15 protein-coding genes are annotated in these 19,405 nt (G+C 57.3%); 6 read left to right on the forward strand and 9 right to left on the reverse strand.

Annotation, left to right across the window (positions count from 1 at the left end; translation table 11 throughout):
- Positions 1-150: 150 nt before the first annotated feature.
- On the reverse strand, positions 151-765 hold the full coding sequence (locus HCG46_RS08985; protein WP_055658374.1) for an acetyltransferase: 615 nt from the start codon (positions 763-765) through the stop codon (positions 151-153).
- A 353-nt stretch (positions 766-1,118) separates the two neighbouring features.
- Between HCG46_RS08985 and HCG46_RS08990 the strand changes: the two genes are divergently transcribed.
- The 4 genes from HCG46_RS08990 to HCG46_RS09005 all read left to right on the forward strand — a co-directional run bounded on the left by HCG46_RS08990 (position 1,119) and on the right by HCG46_RS09005 (position 7,630).
- Complete coding sequence (locus HCG46_RS08990) at positions 1,119-2,339, forward strand: glycosyltransferase (protein WP_168685844.1); 1,221 nt, start codon at positions 1,119-1,121, stop codon at positions 2,337-2,339.
- Positions 2,336-3,658, forward strand: coding sequence for a cellulase family glycosylhydrolase (locus HCG46_RS08995; protein ID WP_168685846.1), 1,323 nt, complete (start codon positions 2,336-2,338; stop codon positions 3,656-3,658). The genes HCG46_RS08990 and HCG46_RS08995 overlap by 4 nt, the downstream gene beginning before the upstream one ends.
- Positions 3,659-3,822: 164 nt before the next feature.
- Positions 3,823-5,136, forward strand: coding sequence for an O-antigen ligase family protein (locus HCG46_RS09000; protein ID WP_152507268.1), 1,314 nt, complete (start codon positions 3,823-3,825; stop codon positions 5,134-5,136).
- 145 nt (positions 5,137-5,281) lie between these two features.
- Entirely contained in the window at positions 5,282-7,630 is a 2,349-nt protein-coding gene (locus HCG46_RS09005; protein ID WP_168685849.1) for a GumC family protein, read from the forward strand.
- A gap of 17 nt (positions 7,631-7,647) precedes the next feature.
- Here HCG46_RS09005 and HCG46_RS09010 read toward each other — a convergent pair whose 3' ends face one another.
- A complete protein-coding gene (locus HCG46_RS09010; RefSeq protein WP_168685851.1) occupies positions 7,648-9,261 on the reverse strand; it encodes an alpha/beta hydrolase in 1,614 nt (537 codons plus the stop codon).
- Positions 9,262-9,617: 356 nt separating this feature from the next.
- Here HCG46_RS09010 and HCG46_RS09015 point away from each other — a divergent pair, with 356 nt between their 5' ends.
- Positions 9,618-10,526 carry a glycosyltransferase family 2 protein gene (locus tag HCG46_RS09015; protein WP_168685853.1) on the forward strand — a complete coding sequence of 303 codons (909 nt, stop codon included), beginning with the start codon at positions 9,618-9,620 and terminating at the stop codon, positions 10,524-10,526.
- 31 nt (positions 10,527-10,557) lie between these two features.
- Here HCG46_RS09015 and HCG46_RS09020 read toward each other — a convergent pair whose 3' ends face one another.
- Entirely contained in the window at positions 10,558-11,238 is a 681-nt protein-coding gene (locus HCG46_RS09020; RefSeq protein ID WP_077290543.1) for a polysaccharide deacetylase family protein, read from the reverse strand.
- 235 nt (positions 11,239-11,473) lie between these two features.
- On the opposite strand from HCG46_RS09020, the gene HCG46_RS09025 reads away from it, so the two are divergent.
- Positions 11,474-12,781 (forward strand): oligosaccharide flippase family protein, encoded by a 1,308-nt coding sequence (locus HCG46_RS09025; protein ID WP_168685855.1) that lies wholly within the window; start codon positions 11,474-11,476, stop codon positions 12,779-12,781.
- A gap of 21 nt (positions 12,782-12,802) precedes the next feature.
- Here HCG46_RS09025 and HCG46_RS09030 read toward each other — a convergent pair whose 3' ends face one another.
- The 6 genes from HCG46_RS09030 to HCG46_RS09055 form a co-directional block, all read right to left on the reverse strand.
- Positions 12,803-15,253, reverse strand: a complete 2,451-nt coding sequence (locus HCG46_RS09030; protein WP_168685857.1) for a glycoside hydrolase family 2 protein — start codon at positions 15,251-15,253, stop codon at positions 12,803-12,805.
- The gene (locus HCG46_RS09035; RefSeq protein ID WP_168685859.1) at positions 15,254-16,276 is read right to left on the reverse strand and encodes a DUF1839 family protein; all 1,023 of its coding nucleotides are present in this window, start codon (positions 16,274-16,276) and stop codon (positions 15,254-15,256) included.
- Between the two features lie 11 nt (positions 16,277-16,287).
- Positions 16,288-17,196 (reverse strand): amino acid--[acyl-carrier-protein] ligase, encoded by a 909-nt coding sequence (locus HCG46_RS09040; RefSeq protein WP_031269603.1) that lies wholly within the window; start codon positions 17,194-17,196, stop codon positions 16,288-16,290.
- A 2-nt stretch (positions 17,197-17,198) separates the two neighbouring features.
- Positions 17,199-18,380 (reverse strand): acyl-CoA dehydrogenase family protein, encoded by a 1,182-nt coding sequence (locus HCG46_RS09045; protein WP_023001638.1) that lies wholly within the window; start codon positions 18,378-18,380, stop codon positions 17,199-17,201.
- Positions 18,381-18,383: 3 nt separating this feature from the next.
- The gene (locus HCG46_RS09050) at positions 18,384-18,632 is read right to left on the reverse strand and encodes an acyl carrier protein (protein WP_006933785.1); all 249 of its coding nucleotides are present in this window, start codon (positions 18,630-18,632) and stop codon (positions 18,384-18,386) included.
- A gap of 211 nt (positions 18,633-18,843) precedes the next feature.
- Entirely contained in the window at positions 18,844-19,374 is a 531-nt protein-coding gene (locus tag HCG46_RS09055) for a cytochrome b (RefSeq protein WP_168685861.1), read from the reverse strand.
- Between the last annotated feature and the right edge of the window lie 31 nt (positions 19,375-19,405).

The raw sequence follows: 19,405 nt of genomic DNA on the forward strand, positions 1-19,405 counted from the left end.
TCCCCTTTACGTTCGTCCCGGTTACGACGGCGGCGAACGCATTAGAGCAATATCCGATCGGTCTCTAAGCAGTTGTAAACATAGCCGTTAGAAAGTTCGTAGTTACCGATATTTAATGGGCCTGAAGGGCAGACTGAATCGGAGGGAAAATCAGTCGGCGGTTTCCAACGGCTCACGCCATCCCCGCTTCGGCACGTCACTACGCTCAAACCGCGCCCGCTCCTTGAGCGCCTTGGCAGGATTACCTGCATAAACAGTCCATGGAGCCAGGTCTTTCACCGTTACCGCACGCGCTCCCAGAACAGCTCCCTCACCGACACGAACCCCGGGACCAACAAAGGCTTCAGCGGCAACCCAGCTATAGGCCTCCAGAACGATAGGTTTTGCGATCAGCAGGAACTTGTCGTCGTTGATGTCATGCGTTCCCGCGCAGATGTGCGCACGTTTGGAGACGACACCGTACCGGCCGATCGTGACAGGGCCCATGTTGTAGATATCCGCGCCGTCTGCGATCGCGGCGAAATCCTCCAGGATCAGGTTGCCCGGATGCCATATCCTGGCGGATGGAGCCACATAGACACCCTCCCCCACTGTCGCTCCGAACTGTCGCAAGAGCCAACGGCGCCAACCATGCAACGGCTGCGTCCAGGAGGCCAGAAGGAACCAGACAATACCCCAGAGGATACGGAACAGCCTGTTCTTCAGGCCGAAGCTTTGCGCGCCGAGCGCCCTGGCGTCCCTGTCTTCGTCGATCTGGTTCGGCATTCATCGTCCTCCTGCGCAGCTCCCTCCAGCAGGTTGTTCGTGAAACGTGTTCCCGGCCAACATGGGGACGCCACTCAACCTTGGGGGCTGCCTGCCGGCAATGTGACGAACTGTCGTTTAAAGTTAGTTATTTTTGTCGATTGTACATTTTCGGTGTCCCGTGGCGCTTCAGAATGAGGCCGTTGGTGACGCAAGGTGCGGCATTCACTCTTTATTGAAACGTAATGAGAGAAGTTTGCCCCGAAAATGACGATCAAACAGGCTGATGGAACGACCTGCGGCCTTGTTGCAATCAAAGACCGATGAGCGCGGCGCAACCGTTCTGCCGCAAATATTCGCTGCCGAGGGAAACAATGGACACAAGAGCAGAATTCGGTGAACCGGGTGCAGCAGCACCCCTCATCCTGCATCTGAGCGCCGACTACCCGAACCCGCAGCAATTCCATCGCAGAACCACCGCAATCGAGCGTCTCGTCACCGGCGTGGACTTTGGCAGACACATCGTCGTGACGATGGACCGGACCAGCTTGCCCTGGCAGGCCAGCTTCAAGGATTGCGGTGAGATAAAAGGCGTGCGGCTATTCTCCTACCGCTATTTCGGCCTGCCGATGGGTATAGGTCTCGCCTCGGCGATGCGACGTATCGCAAGACATGTGTTTAAGACGCTGAGGACCGAGCACGAGACGCCTGCCCTCGTTCACGCTCATAAACTCTCGTTTGAAGGCATCGCGGGATTGTGGCTGGCGGAACGGTTTGGACCGGATACCCGGCTGTTCATTTCCGTTCGCGGTGAATCGGAACGCAAGATCCTGCTGTTCAAGCCGACGTACCGGAGCCTGATGCGCCGGATCGCGGCACGTGCAGACAAGATATATCATATCTCCGCCTGGTTCCGGGACACCTACCACAGGTATGTTCCAGCGCAGCCTGAGAAGGAAAGACTGCTTCCAAACATTGTTGGGAACTCCACCAGCAAAGTGCCGGTAAAGGATCCGATCCCCCGGTTCGTCAGCGTGTTCGATCTGGACATGCGCCGCCGAAAAGGCATGTCCGACCTGCTGCAGGGATTTGCTGGTTTCCAAAAAACACACCCGGACATCGGACTGGACCTGATCGGCCCAGGCAGTGCGGAGGCCATGGAAGCGGCGAAAAAGGAAATTGCCGAACTGGGGCTCGGCGACAGCGTACGGATTCTTGGACCGATGAACAGCAAGGACCTGTTCGAGGTTCTGCCGCACTATCTTGCGATGGCATTGGTCAGCTACAACGAGACCTTCGGGATGGTCTACCTGGAAGCGCTGTTTGCCGGTTTGCCGATTATCTACGGCAAGGATACGGGTATCGACGGTTATCTTGATGACATCGATGTCGGTATCGGCGTGAAACCCGGTGATGTCGCTGGAATTGCGGCCGCTTTCAAGGAATTGGCGGAAAAATCAGCTCACTATCGCAGCCAGATTGTGGCAAGCGAGCAAATCTTGCACGACCGGTTTAACCCTGCAATGATCCTTGAAAGTTACCGTCAGGACCTGGAAGCTGTCTTGACCCCAGATCAACAACGGAGCCGCACGTGACCGCAAAAAAGTCGAAGCGCCTATGGTCCTGGCTGACCGCGCTTGCTTTTGGTCTGGCTTTCCTCGTTTTCGTTGGTGGTTTTCTGTATCTGGACGAACGTCAGAACGCTATCGCTGCAGGAACTCAGGCAGCGAAGGAGGAGACGATTTCGATCCCCAAATTCAAACGGGGTATCAATGTTTCCAGACTGCAAAATTTTGCCTATCGGGATCCCCAGCGGCCGGGAAAATATCTCTGGCCACCGTTCCGGGGCGAATTGTCCAAGGTCTCCGACGCTGAACTTGAACGCCTGCGCGCGCTCGGGTTCGACTTCATTCGCTTTCCGATCGACGCCGGCGTCTTTCTGGCCGCGACGGACAGCGAACGCCGCATATTGCTGGATGATACGAAATCCATAACGGTTCGCTTACTGGACAGCGGCTTTACCGTGATGGTCGATCTGCATCCGGCTGCGTATCTCACGGAATGGGCACCTGTCGACATTTTGAGCGATGCACCCGATGGCCCGCGCTTTCAGGCCTACTCCGATCTTGTGGAAGAAGTCGCCAAGCGGATCCGCGATCTGCCGACGGACAAGGTCGCGCTGGAACTTATGAACGAGCCGCAGGGCGTCTGTTTCGAAGAAGACAGCCAAGACTGGTCTGTCTCTCAAAAGCAGCTGTATGACAGGGCGCGCAGTGTTGCGCCAGACCTGCCGATTGTCCTTACACCGGGCTGCTGGCGGTCCATGGAAGGCCTCGAGTACATGAGTCTCGACGGCTATGACGACAAGATCATCGTCGACTTCCATTTCTACGAGCCCTTCTATTTCACCCATCAATCCCTCCCCTGGGTATTGGACCCTCTCCGCTATATCGCGGGCCTCAGCTATCCCTGGACGGCGGGTGACGTGGAGACTGCCGAAGAGAGGACACGTCAGCATATCGCCGCCCTCAAGGCAGCCGATGTCGACGTTCCCGACTATGCCTTCGACAAGGCGATGGACGGTGTCAGGGACTACTATAAACGTGAAAGGCCCGACCGGAATTTCATTGAAAGCCGCTTTGACACGATCTCGCAGTGGGCGGAAAAACATGACATTTCCCCGGACCAGATCGTGCTTGGCGAATTCAGTGCTATCCGTCCCCCGAAAGGACTTCCGGACGATGGAAGCAGGCTTGCCTGGATCAGGGACGTCCGCACAGTGGTGGAGGAACGCGGCTTTGGCTGGGCCTTGTGGGACTACTACGAAGGCTTCGGTCTGATGACCGACAACGTCAAAAGAACCGTCGAGCCGGCTATGGTCGATACCTTGGGGCTCAACGCAGACGCGCTATGAACCGCGCCATCCAGGCACGACAGTTGATGCGGAATTTGCAGTCGACTGTGCGAAATCGTGACTGATAGATTGAGCTGACAGCTGCGAATCATGCCTAGTGACTGACCTAGCGGTGCGGGCCGGCAGAAAGCTTCTGCAGCTGCAATTGATCTGGAGACTGGGATTTGACAGTTCACCCCGTTGAACAGTCCGGGCCACAGGCCGCCATGCACGGGCAAACGTTGCTGGACAGGATCTTCAACTGGATTCCGGTGCTGCTGCTCGCCTATCCGATGTTGATCAGCCCATTCTTTCTGGTGTCGTCCGGAGGTGAAGACACCGCGGCCAACATCAGCGCGTCAAAGTCCAACGCATTGAACCAGTTGTTCTGGATCTGCCTGTTCATGGTTCTGCTGGTATCGGCGGGGCGACGCTTGCTCAACGCGTTTACGGTTCTGAAAAGTCCGCTTATCTGGATCCTGATGCTTTATCTGCTGCTCGCTGTCACGAGCGTGCTCTGGTCTCCTGCACCCGGAATTGCGTTTCGCCGCGTGGTCTTGCAGATCATCATTGTGATGAGCCTTGTGATTTCGGTTTCTTTTACGGACGACGCCCGCTCACTGCTAAGCCGACTGATGCTGCTGATGAATACCGTTGTTCTGATGAATGCGGTTGCAGTCGTCCTGCTACCGCCGACACCTATCGGTCACGCAGGCATCTACACCCAGAAAAACAATCTGGGCGCGGTCATGGCTTTGGCCATGATGTTCAATATCTACGGGTTTCTGGTTTCGCGCGGTTTTCTGAAACGTTTCGGCATGCTGATCATTTCGGCACTGGCTTTTGGCCTGCTTGTTCTCAGTCAGTCGAAAACATCCCTCGGGCTTGCCGTCCTCATGCCGGTCATCGCCTATATTGCAGTCGGCATGGCGTTCCTCTTCCGTATCAATGCGGCATTGCTGCTGATTTTCGGAGCGGTTACCGGCGCCGTTCTTCTGTCCTTCCTCTCGCTCCTTACACGGTTCGGGTTCTCGGACCTGTCTCTATTCCTGTTCAATGACGAGACCTACACCGGCCGGACGTTCATCTGGGCGTTTGTCGTGGATGTGATTTCCAGAGCCCCGGTACTTGGCCAGGGCTATGCGTCTTTCTGGGCCACGGGGTCCGATTCAATTGCCTTCCGTGAGGCGCCGGGTTTCGTCATTTTGCTGATCCAGGCTCATAACGGTTATCTCGATGTCATGCTCGAACTCGGCATTGTCGGAATTTCGCTATTGTTCCTGGTTATCCTGACCGCTCTGTTTTCCGCAGCCCGGGTCGTTTCGCTGGACTACCGGATTGCCTTTCTCTGCTATTCGTTGATCCTCTTCGTCACCTGTCACAACATGCTGGAGAGCGCCTGGTTTCGTTCCTTTTCCCTGAACTGGCTGATTTTCTTGCTTGCCGCGCTACTGCCGCATGCAGTGGTTCGCACCTGGGACAATCGTTCGCAGAACTAGTGCCCCCCCTCTCTGGCCGCAGGCAAACGACAGCGGGCTTCGTGGTGTCGGAGCACCGTAGTCTTGCCGCAAATTAGCAGTTCACTAACCATAAGTGCTTACAAGCAATAAGACGCATGCCCGCGAGGACATAAGGTGACTTTTTGTGGACCCCAGACAGGTAGAAAACCCGGCTTACGATAAGGCGGCCCTTCAAGGCCGCGACGCCATTGCTCTGGACATCCTGTCCATTTTTCAGGTCTTGCGCCGCCGCATCTTCCTGATCGCGGCAATTGCATTTGTTTTTGCAGCGTTGACTGCCGCCTACTCCCTGACCATCACACCGATCTTCAGAGCGTCCTCGCAAGTCCTGTTCGACCCGACTGTCCGCCAGCCTTTCGATGACCCGAACCGCCCAAGCCGCACGGGACAAGGCTCGGAAGTGATCGACAGTCAGATGTCGGTCATCCATTCCGACACAGTGCTGCGCCCCGTCGCCCGGGAAAACAACCTGGCTGAAGATCCTCATTTCGGCGAAGGCAAGCCGGGGCTGATGAGCCAGTTCAAGAGCCTGATCTTCGGGGCAACCAAGAAGGACGCGGCGACGCTTGAAGCGCAGGAGACCGCCGCGGTCGAAGCTCTTGCAGATGCAACCAGCGTCAAGCGCGTTGGTCAGACCTTCGTCATCAATATTGCCGCGGAATCTCCTTCACCGGTCCAGGCAGCCGTTCTGGCGAATTCGATCGCCGAAAGCTATCTGTCCGACCAGAAACGGCAAGTTGACCTGGCCTCGGACGAAGCCGCCGCCCAGATCGATGATCGGCTGGTGGATTTGCGGGAACGCCTGAGGCAAGCCGAAGAAGAAATCCAGAAATTCCGCGCGGCCAACAAACTGCAGAACTCCGACGAGGGGTCGCTGCTGACGGGACAGGAACTGACCGGACTGAATTCCAGGCTCATCGATGCCCGAGCGGCACTGGCGGAAGCAACCGCCAAATACGATGAAATCCAGCGGGTTCTGCAAAGCGGTGTCGACGCGGAATCCATTGGAGATGTGGTCAATTCCCCCACGATCTCCTCACTTCGCCAGCAATATGCCACGGCTGCACGCACGGAAGCTCAGCTGATGGCCGATCTTCTGCCCTCACATCCGTCTGTCGTGCAGGCAAGATCCCAGCTGGAACGGTTGCGCAATCTCATCCGGGACGAAATCAGGCGGATTGCGGAATCCACACGCATCGATGTCCAGGTCAATCAGGAACGGGTTTCCAGGCTCGAGCAGCAGCTCGATTCCACGCGAAACCTTTCCGACGTCGACCAGGCGGCTTCCATCAGGTTGCGTGAATTGGAAACGGAAGCGCAGGCAACTCGGCAGCTTTATGAGATAGCGCTGAGCCGGGCCAAGGAAATTTCGCAGCTCGACCAGGTTGTTCTCCCCAATGCCCGCATCATTTCGCCTGCCATTCCGCCGGAAAGCCCGGTCTACCCGAAACGGAAGATCATGGTGGTGCTGGCCGGAATCCTGGGTCTGCTGTTCGGCACCATCATCGCCGTTGGCGGCGAAGCCATTCGCATTGCCAAAAAACACCTGTTGCCGGAGTTCCTGCAGAACCCCGAACCTGCAATGGCCATCGCCGGCCCTGCACAGTCGCTTGCTCCCGTAACCACGGTTGTCGACACCTCCCACGTTTCACGCTCATCAGTGGGGCTGCCGGGAGCGCGGACGAGAAGCAAACGCACTCCCTCCAGGCAGGTACCCCAATCAGAACCCGGGCTGAAAGTTATCAGCCAGCTGCCCTGGCTGACGGAAACCGACGAAAACGGCAGTGTCCGTCCGCTCAGCTCCGACGCCATCTCTGCCGTACAAGATGCGATCGAGCAGTTTTATTCGGACGACGCCGGACCTGGATGGTCTTTCGGACAAGGCGTTGACCAGATCATTGCATCGATCCAGAGCGCGCCTGCCCAAAACGGCACGCGGATCGTCTTTCTGACCTCTCCCGCCCTTGGCCATGGTCAGACCATTGCTGCCCTTGCCCTCGCCCTCGGGGCGGCCCAGCGCGGATTGCACGTGCTCCTCGCCGATGGTGAACCGAAACAGCGAATGCTCAGCCACGACCTGAGCATCGACGATATGGAAGACATTGGCGGAACGCTTCGCGAACGGGTTGTCGACTATGACGAGCTGGATATTTCCTTTCTGTCGCTGGTCTCCGGATTGCCGAAGTACAAGCACCACCGGATGAATATCCGCGAAGCTTTCGATTTCGCAGACATCGCGCGTGACTACGATCTTGTAATCATCGATGGCGTTGCCCTGCCGCAACTTGTCGAAGATGATCCGCTCGCAGGCCTTTCGACGCAATTCCTGGTCACGGTTGCCGAGCGTGAAGAAGATCAGATCTCGATGCCGATCCTGTCGCGTGACCTGCTTACGATCGCAGAAGGTCGGCCTTCCGGTCTCGTGCGAACGATGACCGGCACTCCCCCGCCATCACGCCGTAAATACGCGTGAACGGATCAGCTGAGGCATCACTTACAAGATCTTGAAGCGGAGACTTTCGCAACAAATTCGGTCAACAGGGCGAACATCTGTTGACGGGCGGCGATAGGTGTCAGGTTGTGATCCGCATCCTGCAGGCCGTGCATCTCGATGTTCGGATAGGCTTTCAATCCATGCCGGTCGACGCCGAACCAGTTGTGTAACTCAAGAAGCCCCCGGTCGTTGTCGCTATAGACGAGAGACACTGGGACATCACGCTGCTCGAGTTTCTGAAGGCGACCGGTCAGGACCTTGAAGAGCCGGTAATGGCGTGACAGATTGCCTAGAACAGGTGCCAGGGTTCGGTCCACCTTCAACTTCACCGGCCGGGTTACCTTTTTCAGAGCGGAAACCAGATTGATTTCCCCTGACAGAACCCGTTTCAGGGTCTCTGCATCGACCGCCTTGCGTCCATAGCTGGACAGCGTCTGTATCGGCTCACGGATAGCCTTGTCCACGTTTTCGTCCGGATCCCAGACCAGTTTGCGTGAGTTCACCAGAAAGGCCGCATTGACGCGGTCATCGTCTGCAGCCGCCAGAAGGGCGAGATAGGCACCGCTGCAACGGCCGAACAGGATAATGTTTTTCGCCCCGGTGCGTTCCTTGACGAACCCGACGGCGGCTCTGACATCCTCCAGTTGCCTGTCAGAATAAAGAACCTGGGACGGCTGATCCGGCCAATAACAGCTCTCACCGATACCAGCCAGATCCGTGCGCAGAACCGCGCAGCCGCTTTCCGCAAGAGACCTGGCAAAGCCGACTGACATGCGTGCCCAGCCAATGGAATGGTCATATCCGGAATTGAGCATGATCACCGCCGTTTCCGCACATTTGCCACGGGGGCTCGCGAGCACGCCGAAGAACATTTTGTCGGGCCCGAAACGCAGCGCCTCCTCCTCGACATCTGGCAACGGCTCCGACACGGCAGAGATTTCGGCAAGAGCTGCAGTCTCCAATTGCCCTGCCGGGAAATTGGCCTTCACCCAGGCTACGATCCGATCCAGCGTTTGAACCGGGGGGACGGACAGGGTCGGGTCGGACACATAGTCGACGTACCCCTCAAACGACAGGCTCTCGAACTCCAAACCGTTTTCGGCGTAGTGATCTGCAAGTTTCTGATCGCCCGGATGGTCGGCCCTTTGAACAAGCAATGTTTTCAATCCGGAGGGCAATTCCGTCTTGTAGAGATTGAGCGATTTGATTTCGTCGGCTGTTGCGGCCGAGAGCACGAAACCGCCTGCCATCAACCCGCCTTCGGGACCATCCGACGCACTGACCAGGAACGTCGGCTGCGTCAACGCAGTCCAGGCTGCGAGTTCCCGCAGATAAGCTCGTCCCTGGGCAACTGGCGCCATTAGAACTTGTCCTGCAATCTCTCCGTCTGCTGCCAGGTTGCTTGCGAGACTTGCACCTATCCCCTGTCCGACCACGACAACCCGATCCGGGTTTGCCAATCTCTTGAGTTCGGAAAGGGCTGTTCGAACGGAAGCCTGCCATGCCGACTTGTCCTGAATATCCGCGCTGTCACCGTGTGAATTCGCGGTTGCCGGATAGTCGAACCGCAGACATGGGTACCCGGATGCAGCGAATTTTTCGCCGAGCATCCTGTAGCTTTTCCGGGAACACAGCTCTTCATACCCCCAGGGACTCAACAGCAGGATTGCTGTTCCTCCCGCAGCTTGATGAAAATAACCAGCAAGCCCATCGAACGAGATCGGCAAGGCCACAGCAGACGTTCCGGCAACAGGTGTAGCAGAGGAGGTATCAAAACCTTGCCGGTTCATATCACGTGCGAGCTCCAGCTTCATGGCGGGTGAAAGGCGGTCCTTCCAAATTCCGGGGCATCTTGCGCCTTTTTTCTAAGCCATTGTTTAATAATGCTGCAGGAACTTCTGGTGCATTAAAAGATCGTCTCACATCCTGTTGATTGCTTCCAACTCTGCTTCGGAGCCCAGTCTGAATGGAAAAAGTTTCCGTCGCCATAGCGAGCATTGGCCGTGAAACCTTGCTCGATACGTTACGTTCCCTGGCGGCGGTGACCAAACCGGTCGGGATGGAGCTCAACGTGCTGGTGGCCGATGATTCCAAATCCGGTGCGGCGACCAAACTCGTTGCCGGTCATCCCATCAAGTCGCTGGACGTGACCTGTCTTGCCGTGGCGAGCGGTAATATCTCTTCAGCCCGCAACGCATTGCTCGATGCAGCTGATGGCGACTGGCTGATATTTGTCGATGACGACGAATGGGTGGAGAGAGATTGGCTGGAAAAACTCTTCGCCTGCCAGAAAGACTTCAACGCAGACGTCGTGATCGGCCCGGTAAAACCACGCTATCCGGACAATACGCCCGAGTGGATGCGGCGTGCGAACCCGCTTTACACCGACTGGGGGCACCGGGGAAAACGGCTTTACACCGGCCGGGGCGGCAACACGCTGGTGCGGGTTGGTTTTGTTCGTGCGCTGGAACTGAGATTTGATGAAGCCTACGGCCGGACAGGCGGCGAAGACACCATCTTCTTTGCTCAAGCAGCCGAACGCGGGGCACGTATCTTTGCCACGGACGATGCGATCGCGCACGAACATGTTCCACAAGACCGATTGTCGACGAAGTTCATTCTCAGCCGCGCGACACGGTCAGGCCAATCCTATGGCCAGATGCGCCTCGCCCGGCATCCAGACCCTTTCTGGCACGTTTTTTTCGCATTTGGAGCACTGGCAAAATGTGCCGTTGCCGGTGTTTTAGCGCTCGCATTCCGGCTTCTCGACAGGGGACGTTCTTTCCGGATGCGGCAAAAACTTGCGCTCAATACAGGCAAGCTGCGCGCTGTATTCAACCTGCCCCTTGCAGAGCTCTATAGAAAACCGGATTGAACCAGCTGGCGCCTACGCCTCGGACATGCCTTCAAATGCGGAATTTCGCGCGCCGTGCGAAGGCATAGAGGGAGCTTTTCAGGCGCTTCTTGGCCGAAAACATCGGCGGGATGTCACGATCCGGGTCAAAGCCATTTGCAGGCGAAAAGCGCGGACAGAACCATGCCGTCTGATAGGCAAGTCCTGGTGTGCTTGTGAAGACCCGTCGATACCCGGCTTCCTTGAGACGATGCAAAACGTTCGCGTCCAGAGCACCGAACGGGATCGCCGCTTCTGTGACAGCAGCCCCTACCGCATCCTCGATTTTCTTTCGAGCGTCATAAAGCTCCCGTTGAAAGCCGGCAGCATCCAGCTTGCGCCAGTCGACATGGTCGTGGCCGTGGCTGCCGATGACCGATCCCGACGAAACAATCTCCCGCATCTGTTCCGCGGTCAGATAGCCCTTTGCCCCGATACGTGCAGCCAGAACGAAAAAACGACCTGGCCGACCCGCCTCCACAAGGGCTGGCAACCCAACCTCGTAATCAGACAGGTTGCCGTCATCAAAGGTGATTTCCAGCTTCACTCCGTGTTTCTGCTCAAGTGCAGGAAGGCGTTCAATTGTGCGCTGGTAAGTCTCTATCGGGACGAAGTAATGGCTCTCTTCCGGCGAAACAGGCACCGCTGGTACACCAATACCGTGGAATGTGAGAACCTGCGTTTTTGCCAGCATTTTTTCTCCGCCTTTTCGAACAGGACGCCAGATCCTTGACGCAGGGAAGTTAAAATAGTTTGTGCAGGTTCGCGTTGCCTGCCTATTAACGGCGCAGTCAGGTTTGGCACCTAGTTTCTGTTGTGACTTATCCGGGGGGCAGATACACAAAATCCGCTCCTGCGGTCCAAGGCCAGCGGCCACGGATCCAGCTTTTTTCGATCAACGGCCCACGCCTCGAGGCAATTTCGTGTCAATGAATTCCAGTTCGGCATCGAGAAAATTTCGCACGCTTTATGACAAGGCCCTTGGCCTCTCACGACGCCCGCTTGTTGCCAATACAATTTCCTACACGATTAATTTTGGTCTCTTGCTCGTCATTCAGCTCGTCTTTTTCCTGTTCATTTCGCGCGCTTTGGGAGCAGCAGACTACGGTCTGTTCATCACCATCGTCAGTGTCTCCATCATGGCCGGTTTCCTGGTCGGTCTGGGCAGTGAATACCTTCTTCTCCAGCGGGTCGCGGTTGAGCCTCAGTCCTTCGACAGATACCTCGGGCATTCCCTGATCATGATGGGACTTACCTTTCCGTTTGTCCTGCCCGGGACAATCGCTTTGTTGTACGTCCTCATCGGCGATACCGTTCCGCTATCGACTATCGCGATTGTCACTGTTTCGGATCTGCTCCTCACAAAGCTGGTGATCTTGTCCGCGCAGTCCTACATGGCCTTCGACCGGGCCAGAAAACAGATTGTCATCAATGTTCTGGCTGCTTCGTTGAAACTCGCTTTCCTTTTCGTTGCCACGCTTCTCCCCGGAAGTCTCACGCTACAGGAATGGGCGTGGTGGTATTTCGCCGCCGGAATTCTGTCTGCTCTTGCGGCTTGCTGGCTTGTTCTGCGTGATCTCGGCCGGCCGACCTTCACCCTGATCCGGGACGACCTGAAACTCAGCCTTCTCTATTGCATCGAGTTTTTTGCCATCGGCGGCATGAAGGATCTGGACAAGCCGGTGGTCGTTCACACTTTGAGCGCAGATGCAGGCGGGCAGTACGCAGCCGGGTTCCGCATCATCGACGCAGCCTCAGCGCCCGTCAGAGCGTTTCTCTATGCAACCTACACCCGCCATTTTCGCCAGGCACAAGATGGGCAGGCAAGCAGCCTTGCTTTCGGCGTCAAGCTGTTGCCGGTGACGGTATTCCTCGCCTTGCCGGTCGCAGTTTTCCTGTTGCTGATCGCCGGTTTCATTCCCCTTGTTCTGGGGGAAGATTTCGCAGAAACACCGACAGTCGTTATGTGCCTTGCGTTTTATCCGCTCCTGATGGGGCTTTCCGGTGTAGGGGCGGACATCTTGCGAGCCACCGGTCGTCAACGCGTGCGGATGGCGCTGCTTATCAGCACCAGCCTCCTGTTGATACCCGTCGTCAGCCTTGGCGCTGCGTTGGGAGGCTTGGCCGGCGCAGCGCTTTTCCGCTTTGGCGTCCAGATTGCTTTGACCGCGGGCACCTGGTTCTTCATTTTCTGGAAAAAGGCACCTGCGCCCGAACCAGACGAAACCGCAGGCTGATCCGTCGCTTCCAGAAAGGCGTCAGAAGGGCACGCGCCCGGCGAAGTTCAAGGCCGTAAGTTGCCCTTTGGGTGCTGCCTGATCATCGCGTTCTTCGTCTGGCGTTTGTTGCAGTTGAATGCACTTCGCCTCGCCCGGACCCAGATGGAACCAGTTATCCTCCGCCTCAAATCCGGGAATGGAAACGACGGTCGATTGCAGGAAGCGCTTGGCACGGATCATCAGTGACCAACTGCCGGCCTCGTCCTGTTCCACACTTACCTCGGGAGCATCGAAATGGCGATGCTGTCCTCGGCCGAGCGGGAAATGATGCGCCTCGGATAAGAGTTCTCCGGTTTGCGTATCGAACAGACGTACCACGGTTACATCATGCGAGGGTGGGCCGAAACGATAGGCGTAGGTGACGTCGTAGAAGGCTCCGATCAGGTCCACCGCATTGAGCGTCTGCGCACTGTTCGGCGCCAACAACAGCTCCTTGTCTCCTGAAACCACCGGCACCTGGCCATCCCTCAGGCAGGCAATACTGATCCTGACCGGCTTTTCCTCTGCCCTCTCGTTAAGGACGTGAATGGCAAGGCCGTTCGTGCCTTCGTCGGTGACACAGGCAATTACCGGACTGAATGCGCGCTTGAGGGCATACCACGCGGGTTTGGGCCGTCCGGCTGCATCAACAAGTCCCCACCCGGCACCAGTCGAGAAGTCGGCAAGGGTCCAGACCAGTGCGCCCTGGCAATTGGACCCGGGCCGTCGCCATTCGGAAAAGGTCTCGGACATGACTTCACCGGTGACCGCCCGTCCGAGGTCGAGGTATCTGTCCGGATCGCCGTAGCGAAGCGCGGCCGGATCGACACCGTAGAGCAGCTTCAGATAGTGATCGCGCACATCCTCGAAGTCCCAACCGGCTCCACGATCACGCGGTACCCGTGCCTTCCAGCGTGGATCATGCCCCGGTTTCACCGGCAATCCTTCTTCCAGGCTTTGCTGGACAGGAATATTGGAAAACGCAAGGCACTCACCTGCAAAGCGGACGTCAGCCCGTCTTGCGTCTTCCAGAGGCCGCAGATACGCCCCGACGCCGTAATAGTGGGCGATGCCTTCGTTGGGGGAGAACGGCAGGACCCCGCCGCATGGCGAATTTGCTGCATAGGGCACATCCGGCCGCAGCTCTGTGGCAATAGCCGGCAAGATCTCCTCGCACAGCGGCCCCTTCCAGCGATCCTCGGAAAGCCCCATCATGGCGCCCTGCTGGTAGATCTCGCTTCCACCGCACAGAACGGCAAGTGAAGGGCTGCCCATGCTTTCATCCAGCTGATCGCGCAGTTCCGCTTCGACCTCCGCGACGAAGGCGGCATCCTTCACGGGGTAATCGTAGTTGGCGAACTGAAAGTCCTGCCAGACCAGCAGGCCCAATTCGTCACATAGCTCAAAGAAGGCGCGGCTCTCGTAAAGCATCGTCCCACCGATGCGCAGCATGTTCATGCCTGCGTCCCGGGCTTTTTCCAACAGCGGGCGATAGGTTTCGCGGCTGGACGACAGGTTCAATAGATCCGCATTGGTCCAGACGGCGCCCCGGCAGAAGACCGGCACACCGTTGATCTTCAGGCCGAAGCCGCGTCCATCGGCACCGTGGTCCACCTCGATCCGGCGGAAGCCTGTCTTGCCCAGTGAAAGAATATTGTCAGCGGCCTGAACGGTTACGTCGTAAAGAGCAGGCTCGCCGTGCGTGTGCGGCATCCAGGGCTTGGCGCCCTCAGGACGGAGGGTCGCCGCATAGCAACCGTCGTCCTGAAGGCTCATCTTCGCCGATGCTCCCGCGCAAGTCAGCACCGGAACGGCATCCGTATTTTCCACCCTGACCGTAACTGACAGCGCGGCTGTGCCATCCGGAGCCAGGTCCGCAAGAATATGCTTTTCAACAATACGCGGCGGCGTCTCGGGTTCGAGCCTGATTGGGCGGTATGGGCCAACCGCATGGATTTCCGGGCACCAACCGGGCATGTGACCGAGAAGCGTCGTCCGCACGAGCCTCAGCCCCTGGCTGGTTGCCAACTGAGGCTTCCACCGGGCGCGCGGCCCCTTTGCGTTCAAGTGCGGCTCTAGCGCGCGAAAGCAGATTTTCAGAACGTTGCGATCGGCCAGTTCCACGGGAACACTGTATTTGCGGAACATGTTCCGGCTGGACAGCACCTCAACGTCGTTCAGGTAAACCTCGGCAATGGTCGCCAACCCCTCCAGGTGCAAGCGGTATCGGCCCGGCGGGGCGTCGAACCAGGCTTCATACCAGACGTCTTTGCCATGAAGGGGAACGGGATTTTCCGGGTCGTAAAGTCCTGCATCCGTCAGTGCACCGGCGACGGTTCCCGGAACGTGTGCCGGAACAAAATCCCACTGGTGCCCCGTCGAAAGCGGTGTTTCAAAGGCACCGGGCTCTGTCATTGACAGCGCCCAGGTCACTTCACCCAGGTCAATCATTCAAGCCCCGGCAGCGCTGACTACGGGAGTAAAACGTGTTTCCTGATCACCGTAGTGGGTGTCGAGAAGTTGCATCAGGTTGTCCCAGGCGTTGACCGCCGGCAGCAAGCCTTCGTCCAGGCCCTGAAACTTCTTCCGCATGACGGCGCGCGCCAGTTTGAACTGCACCATCTTGCAGGTGGAGGAAATGGTCTTGGCCATCTGCACACCCTCGGTCAGATCGTCCCTGCCTTCCGCCACCAGCCATTCGAGATAGGACGAAAACAGCTCGAAATTCGCACCGAGCTGGCGCAGCGTGTTGAAGGCATACAAGTGGAAGAAGCCGAACTCGCGTTCGCAGATCTTTTCCACCTGCGCCGGGAACACCTGTGCAAAGGCAGCAATGGGGTTCTGCTTTGGGCGGCGCTTCAGGTGATGGCGCAGAAGACCTTCCGAAACGTTCAGGATATGAGCCGGCGTAGGCAGTGTGTCCGGAACCTTCACGAATTCCGTGTATGGCAGGAACGGCGTCGGCTTTTCATGTGCGCCGCGCTGGAACACTCCGTCGAAATCGTCACCTTCCAGCCGGTGCAGGCCCAGACCATGGAAATATTCCATTGTCCTGGCTTCAAAATCCATCCAGTTGACTGCGATCGTGGTCTTGCCGTGGGCCTCGTGATAACCGACACCGTGTGTGTCCGGCAGGAAATAGCTGTCGACTTCGACCAGTGACAAGCGACCCCGTTCGATCTGTTGCCGGACGTGGGCTTCCACCCGGTCGTAGATCGCAAGTTCCGTGACCTTGAGACCATAAAGCGCTTCCAGATCCTCCAGCGGCACCTTGAAGAAGGTGAACTGGTCCCCTTCAAAATCCTGGGTGACCGAATAGGACAGACAAGCCTCCGCCGGCAGACCAAGCGACGGCAATACCTCGATCCAGACATCAAGATAGCAATTGGTTTCGGGCCAGTCCCGGTCCTGGGAATGGAGCGGGCTACGCACGTAGGTCGCCGCATTGAAGCGGTCAAACACGGCTTGCGTCATGTTGCGTCCCCTCATCCCCAAAGCGTGGCACGGACGCCTTCAGGCCATTTGGACGTGTCGAAACCATGATGGCGGAAGAGCGCCAGCGCCAGTCGTTCCAGACCGAAGCCGACACAGGCGGTGTGGGCAGGCGTTCCATCAGCCTGACGGATGTTCCAGGCCTTGCCGAAATTGTCCATGTGGTAATTGAAGCTCATGCAGGCCGTCGGTTTTTCTTCCGACGTGATCGGCACAAGCATTTCGAACTTCAATTCCTGCTCACGCTGGCCGGACGCCATGATCTTGCCGGCTCGGCCGAAGAAGGGATCGTTGGCGACATCGACGTTATGCGGGAGCTGCAGCCGCTCCATCATGTCCGAGCCGCGCTGTTTCCAGGTCTCGCGGAAATCCATGGTCTGTTCGGCAGAACCGACGCGCACGTATTCACGCTGGCGGAACATCTGCATCCGAGCCGGATCCTTGGAAGGCTCGTGGCGGAAACAATAGGACTGCAACGCTACATAGGCTCCCTCTGCCGGCAATGCGCCACGGCGCGAGAGGATCGGATAAAGCGGATAGCAGGCAGCAGGTGTCAAAGCCACCTGGGTCGGTTTCTGATCCTTGGACCAGTCGTCGCCAGCCGCCATGCATTGCAACAGCCCCATGTGGTCATGATCGTTGCCGCAAAAGGCATGCACTGTTCCTGCCAACTGCGGGAAGTTCTTCATGTAACCGCTGGTTTCGAAATCCTGCATGGTCATTCCCGGCGGGAACACCATTGCTTCGGAGATCTCGTCCTGACCGTATGTGAGGGCAAATTTTTCGAAACGGGCAATAACGTCTTCAAATTCGCCGCTGCGGGCATAGAGGCCGTCGACGCCGCTGTCATGCAGGACGCCTTTGGCAAAGAGCTGATCCAGAAAAGAGACTTGCGCGTCCATCATTACCCCAAAAGACTGGTGTCTTGTTTGTTGACCAGGAGCATCGTGGACGTGTTGCCCAGAATACGGTCGTTGGAAATCATCAGCTGCGCCGAATGGGCGTCACGCAGGTGGCGTCCGAGGCTGAACGGCGTACCGTTCTTGTAGCCTGCGATCCCGCAGATCAGCATGCAGTGGTTGATGATTGTCAGGATCGTCTGTGACGTGCCGATCTTCACGTTGTTCATGGCAACGGAGAAGCTCATGGCGTTGAGCGCATCGCTGTCGCCCTTGCAGCCTTCGAACTGTTTCAGGCCGGCAACGACGTTGGCCTTGACCAGCTGCAGCAGGCTTGACGCCTCCGCCAGACGCAGTGCTCCCGGAGGAACCTGGCCGGGAGCCTTGCGCGCAGCGTTCTTCACGAATGCCTGCCCACGGGCAACCGCATCAGCAGCGATGCCATACCAGAGCGCGCCCCAAAGAAGATGGGAAACGGCCAGCATGGATTGGGCCGCAATCTCCGCAAACGGGCGCGGCAGGATCTGGTCAGCCGGAGCTTCCGCCTTGAAAATATAGCCGTCGGAGCAGGTTCCACGCATGCCGAGCGTATCCCATTTGCTGGTCTGCTCAAGCGTGTACTGATCCTTCAGGAAAATGGTCGCAACCTGGTCGGAATGAGCCGCGTCGACATGCCGGCGGGAGGTCACCATGATGGCGTCCGCATTGGCACCGTAGGAAATCACGGTTGCATCCTTGGTCAGGCGCACGGTGTCACCCTCGACCTCGACCGCACAGATCGAATTGCGCAAGTTGCCGCCGATACCCGCCTCACTGGTTGCAGAGGCGATCAGAAGCTGCTCATCGCAGATCCGCTTCTGGAAACCTTCGTGCCAGGCACTGCCTACGGCGTAATCCGCCAGGCTGGCAATCTGGATCTGGTGCATGGCATAAGTCATCGCCGTGGCCGCGCAGGCTTGTCCAAGAATTGCGCAAACATCAGCAATCTCGGTCAGCGTTGCGCCTTCCCCGCCGAATTCCGGACGGATCATGACACCCATCAGGCGTTCCGCTTTCAGGGCGTTCATGCCTTCAACAGGAAAGCGGCCTTCCACATCAACCTTGTCGGCAAACTCAGAAGCGACCTTGGCGGCCCGCTTGGCGCGATCTGCCAACCCCATGGCAGTGATCTTGGCTGCGGCGGTCATGGATTACGCAGCCTGCTCTTTCAGGATTTCGGTCAGAGCTGCGTCGATCGCATCAATGGAGGAGAAAGACTTGCGGTTCAGCAAATGCTCCGGAAATTCGATATCGAATTCTTCCTCGAGCGCCAGCATCACCTGGACGGATGCAAACGAAGACAGACCGGCATCGTAGAGGTCAGCACCGTCCGCGACGTCGTCGATAGAAACCGGCAGATTGCCGTGTTTTGCCAGCAGGGTCCGAATGGTCTGTTTCATTTTAGTCCTTACCATTTTCTAACGGTTACACTTGAACCGGTCCTTGGGTTCCGAGACGTCATTTAGGCCAAAAAACGATAAACTGTAATTAAAGGGCATGGTAAAAAATTACAAAACAGGAACTATTAAAGTTTGTTAAGTTAACACTTCCTCAATCATAAAAAATCTTTCATGACACTCAACATTACCGCAGAGTATTCGTTCCAAAAACTTAAATCATTCTACCGAGAACACCGTCCTTGCGCACAAGACCGTGATAAAGCGCGGCGGCAATGTGCAGCACCACAGCGGCAGTGAAGAGCAGCCCGAGCACAAGATGAATCTGAAAAAGCTGGTCTGCCAACGCACGGTCCTTGGCGACAATGGCCGGCATGGTGAACAGGCCGAAGACCGAGATTGCCGCGCCGTAGGCGGAAGTAGCCACCCACCCGATGAAGGGATTAACCAGCAAAAACCCGTACAGAAAGGCATGGGTAGCCTTGGCGGCAAATTGCTGCCAGAGCGGCATGCCTTCCGGCAAGGGGGCGGGTTTGTGGGTCAGCCGATAACCGAGACGTACCAAGGTCAATATCATCAACACGATGCCGACCGAGCGATGGTAATCAAATAGCTGGTTCTGCAAGGGGCCGCTGTCGATCCGGATCATGACAAGGCCCGCGGGCACCATTGTCAGCACCAGAATGGCGGTCAGCCAATGGATCAGCCGGGCAATCGGGCTATAGCGCTCATCACTTGCGCCCATATCGCACCTCTCCTCTCCTGCCTGCACACAG

Source organism: Labrenzia sp. PO1 (assembly GCF_012273635.1).
GTDB classification, from domain to species: Bacteria; Pseudomonadota; Alphaproteobacteria; order Rhizobiales; family Stappiaceae; genus Roseibium; species Roseibium algicola.

Coding starts and splice junctions, on each gene's coding strand:
- HCG46_RS09025 (WP_168685855.1), top strand. CDS start 11,474: ATGAATTCCAGTTCGGCATCGAGAAAATTTCGCACGCTTTATGACAAG.
- HCG46_RS09020 (WP_077290543.1), bottom strand. CDS start 11,238: ATGCTGGCAAAAACGCAGGTTCTCACATTCCACGGTATTGGTGTACCA.
- HCG46_RS09010 (WP_168685851.1), bottom strand. CDS start 9,261: ATGCTCGGCGAAAAATTCGCTGCATCCGGGTACCCATGTCTGCGGTTC.
- HCG46_RS09050 (WP_006933785.1), bottom strand. CDS start 18,632: ATGAAACAGACCATTCGGACCCTGCTGGCAAAACACGGCAATCTGCCG.
- HCG46_RS08990 (WP_168685844.1), top strand. CDS start 1,119: ATGGACACAAGAGCAGAATTCGGTGAACCGGGTGCAGCAGCACCCCTC.
- HCG46_RS09055 (WP_168685861.1), bottom strand. CDS start 19,374: ATGGGCGCAAGTGATGAGCGCTATAGCCCGATTGCCCGGCTGATCCAT.
- HCG46_RS09035 (WP_168685859.1), bottom strand. CDS start 16,276: ATGACGCAAGCCGTGTTTGACCGCTTCAATGCGGCGACCTACGTGCGT.
- HCG46_RS09045 (WP_023001638.1), bottom strand. CDS start 18,380: ATGACCGCCGCAGCCAAGATCACTGCCATGGGGTTGGCAGATCGCGCC.
- HCG46_RS09030 (WP_168685857.1), bottom strand. CDS start 15,253: ATGATTGACCTGGGTGAAGTGACCTGGGCGCTGTCAATGACAGAGCCC.
- HCG46_RS09015 (WP_168685853.1), top strand. CDS start 9,618: ATGGAAAAAGTTTCCGTCGCCATAGCGAGCATTGGCCGTGAAACCTTG.
- HCG46_RS09040 (WP_031269603.1), bottom strand. CDS start 17,196: ATGGACGCGCAAGTCTCTTTTCTGGATCAGCTCTTTGCCAAAGGCGTC.
- HCG46_RS08985 (WP_055658374.1), bottom strand. CDS start 765: ATGCCGAACCAGATCGACGAAGACAGGGACGCCAGGGCGCTCGGCGCG.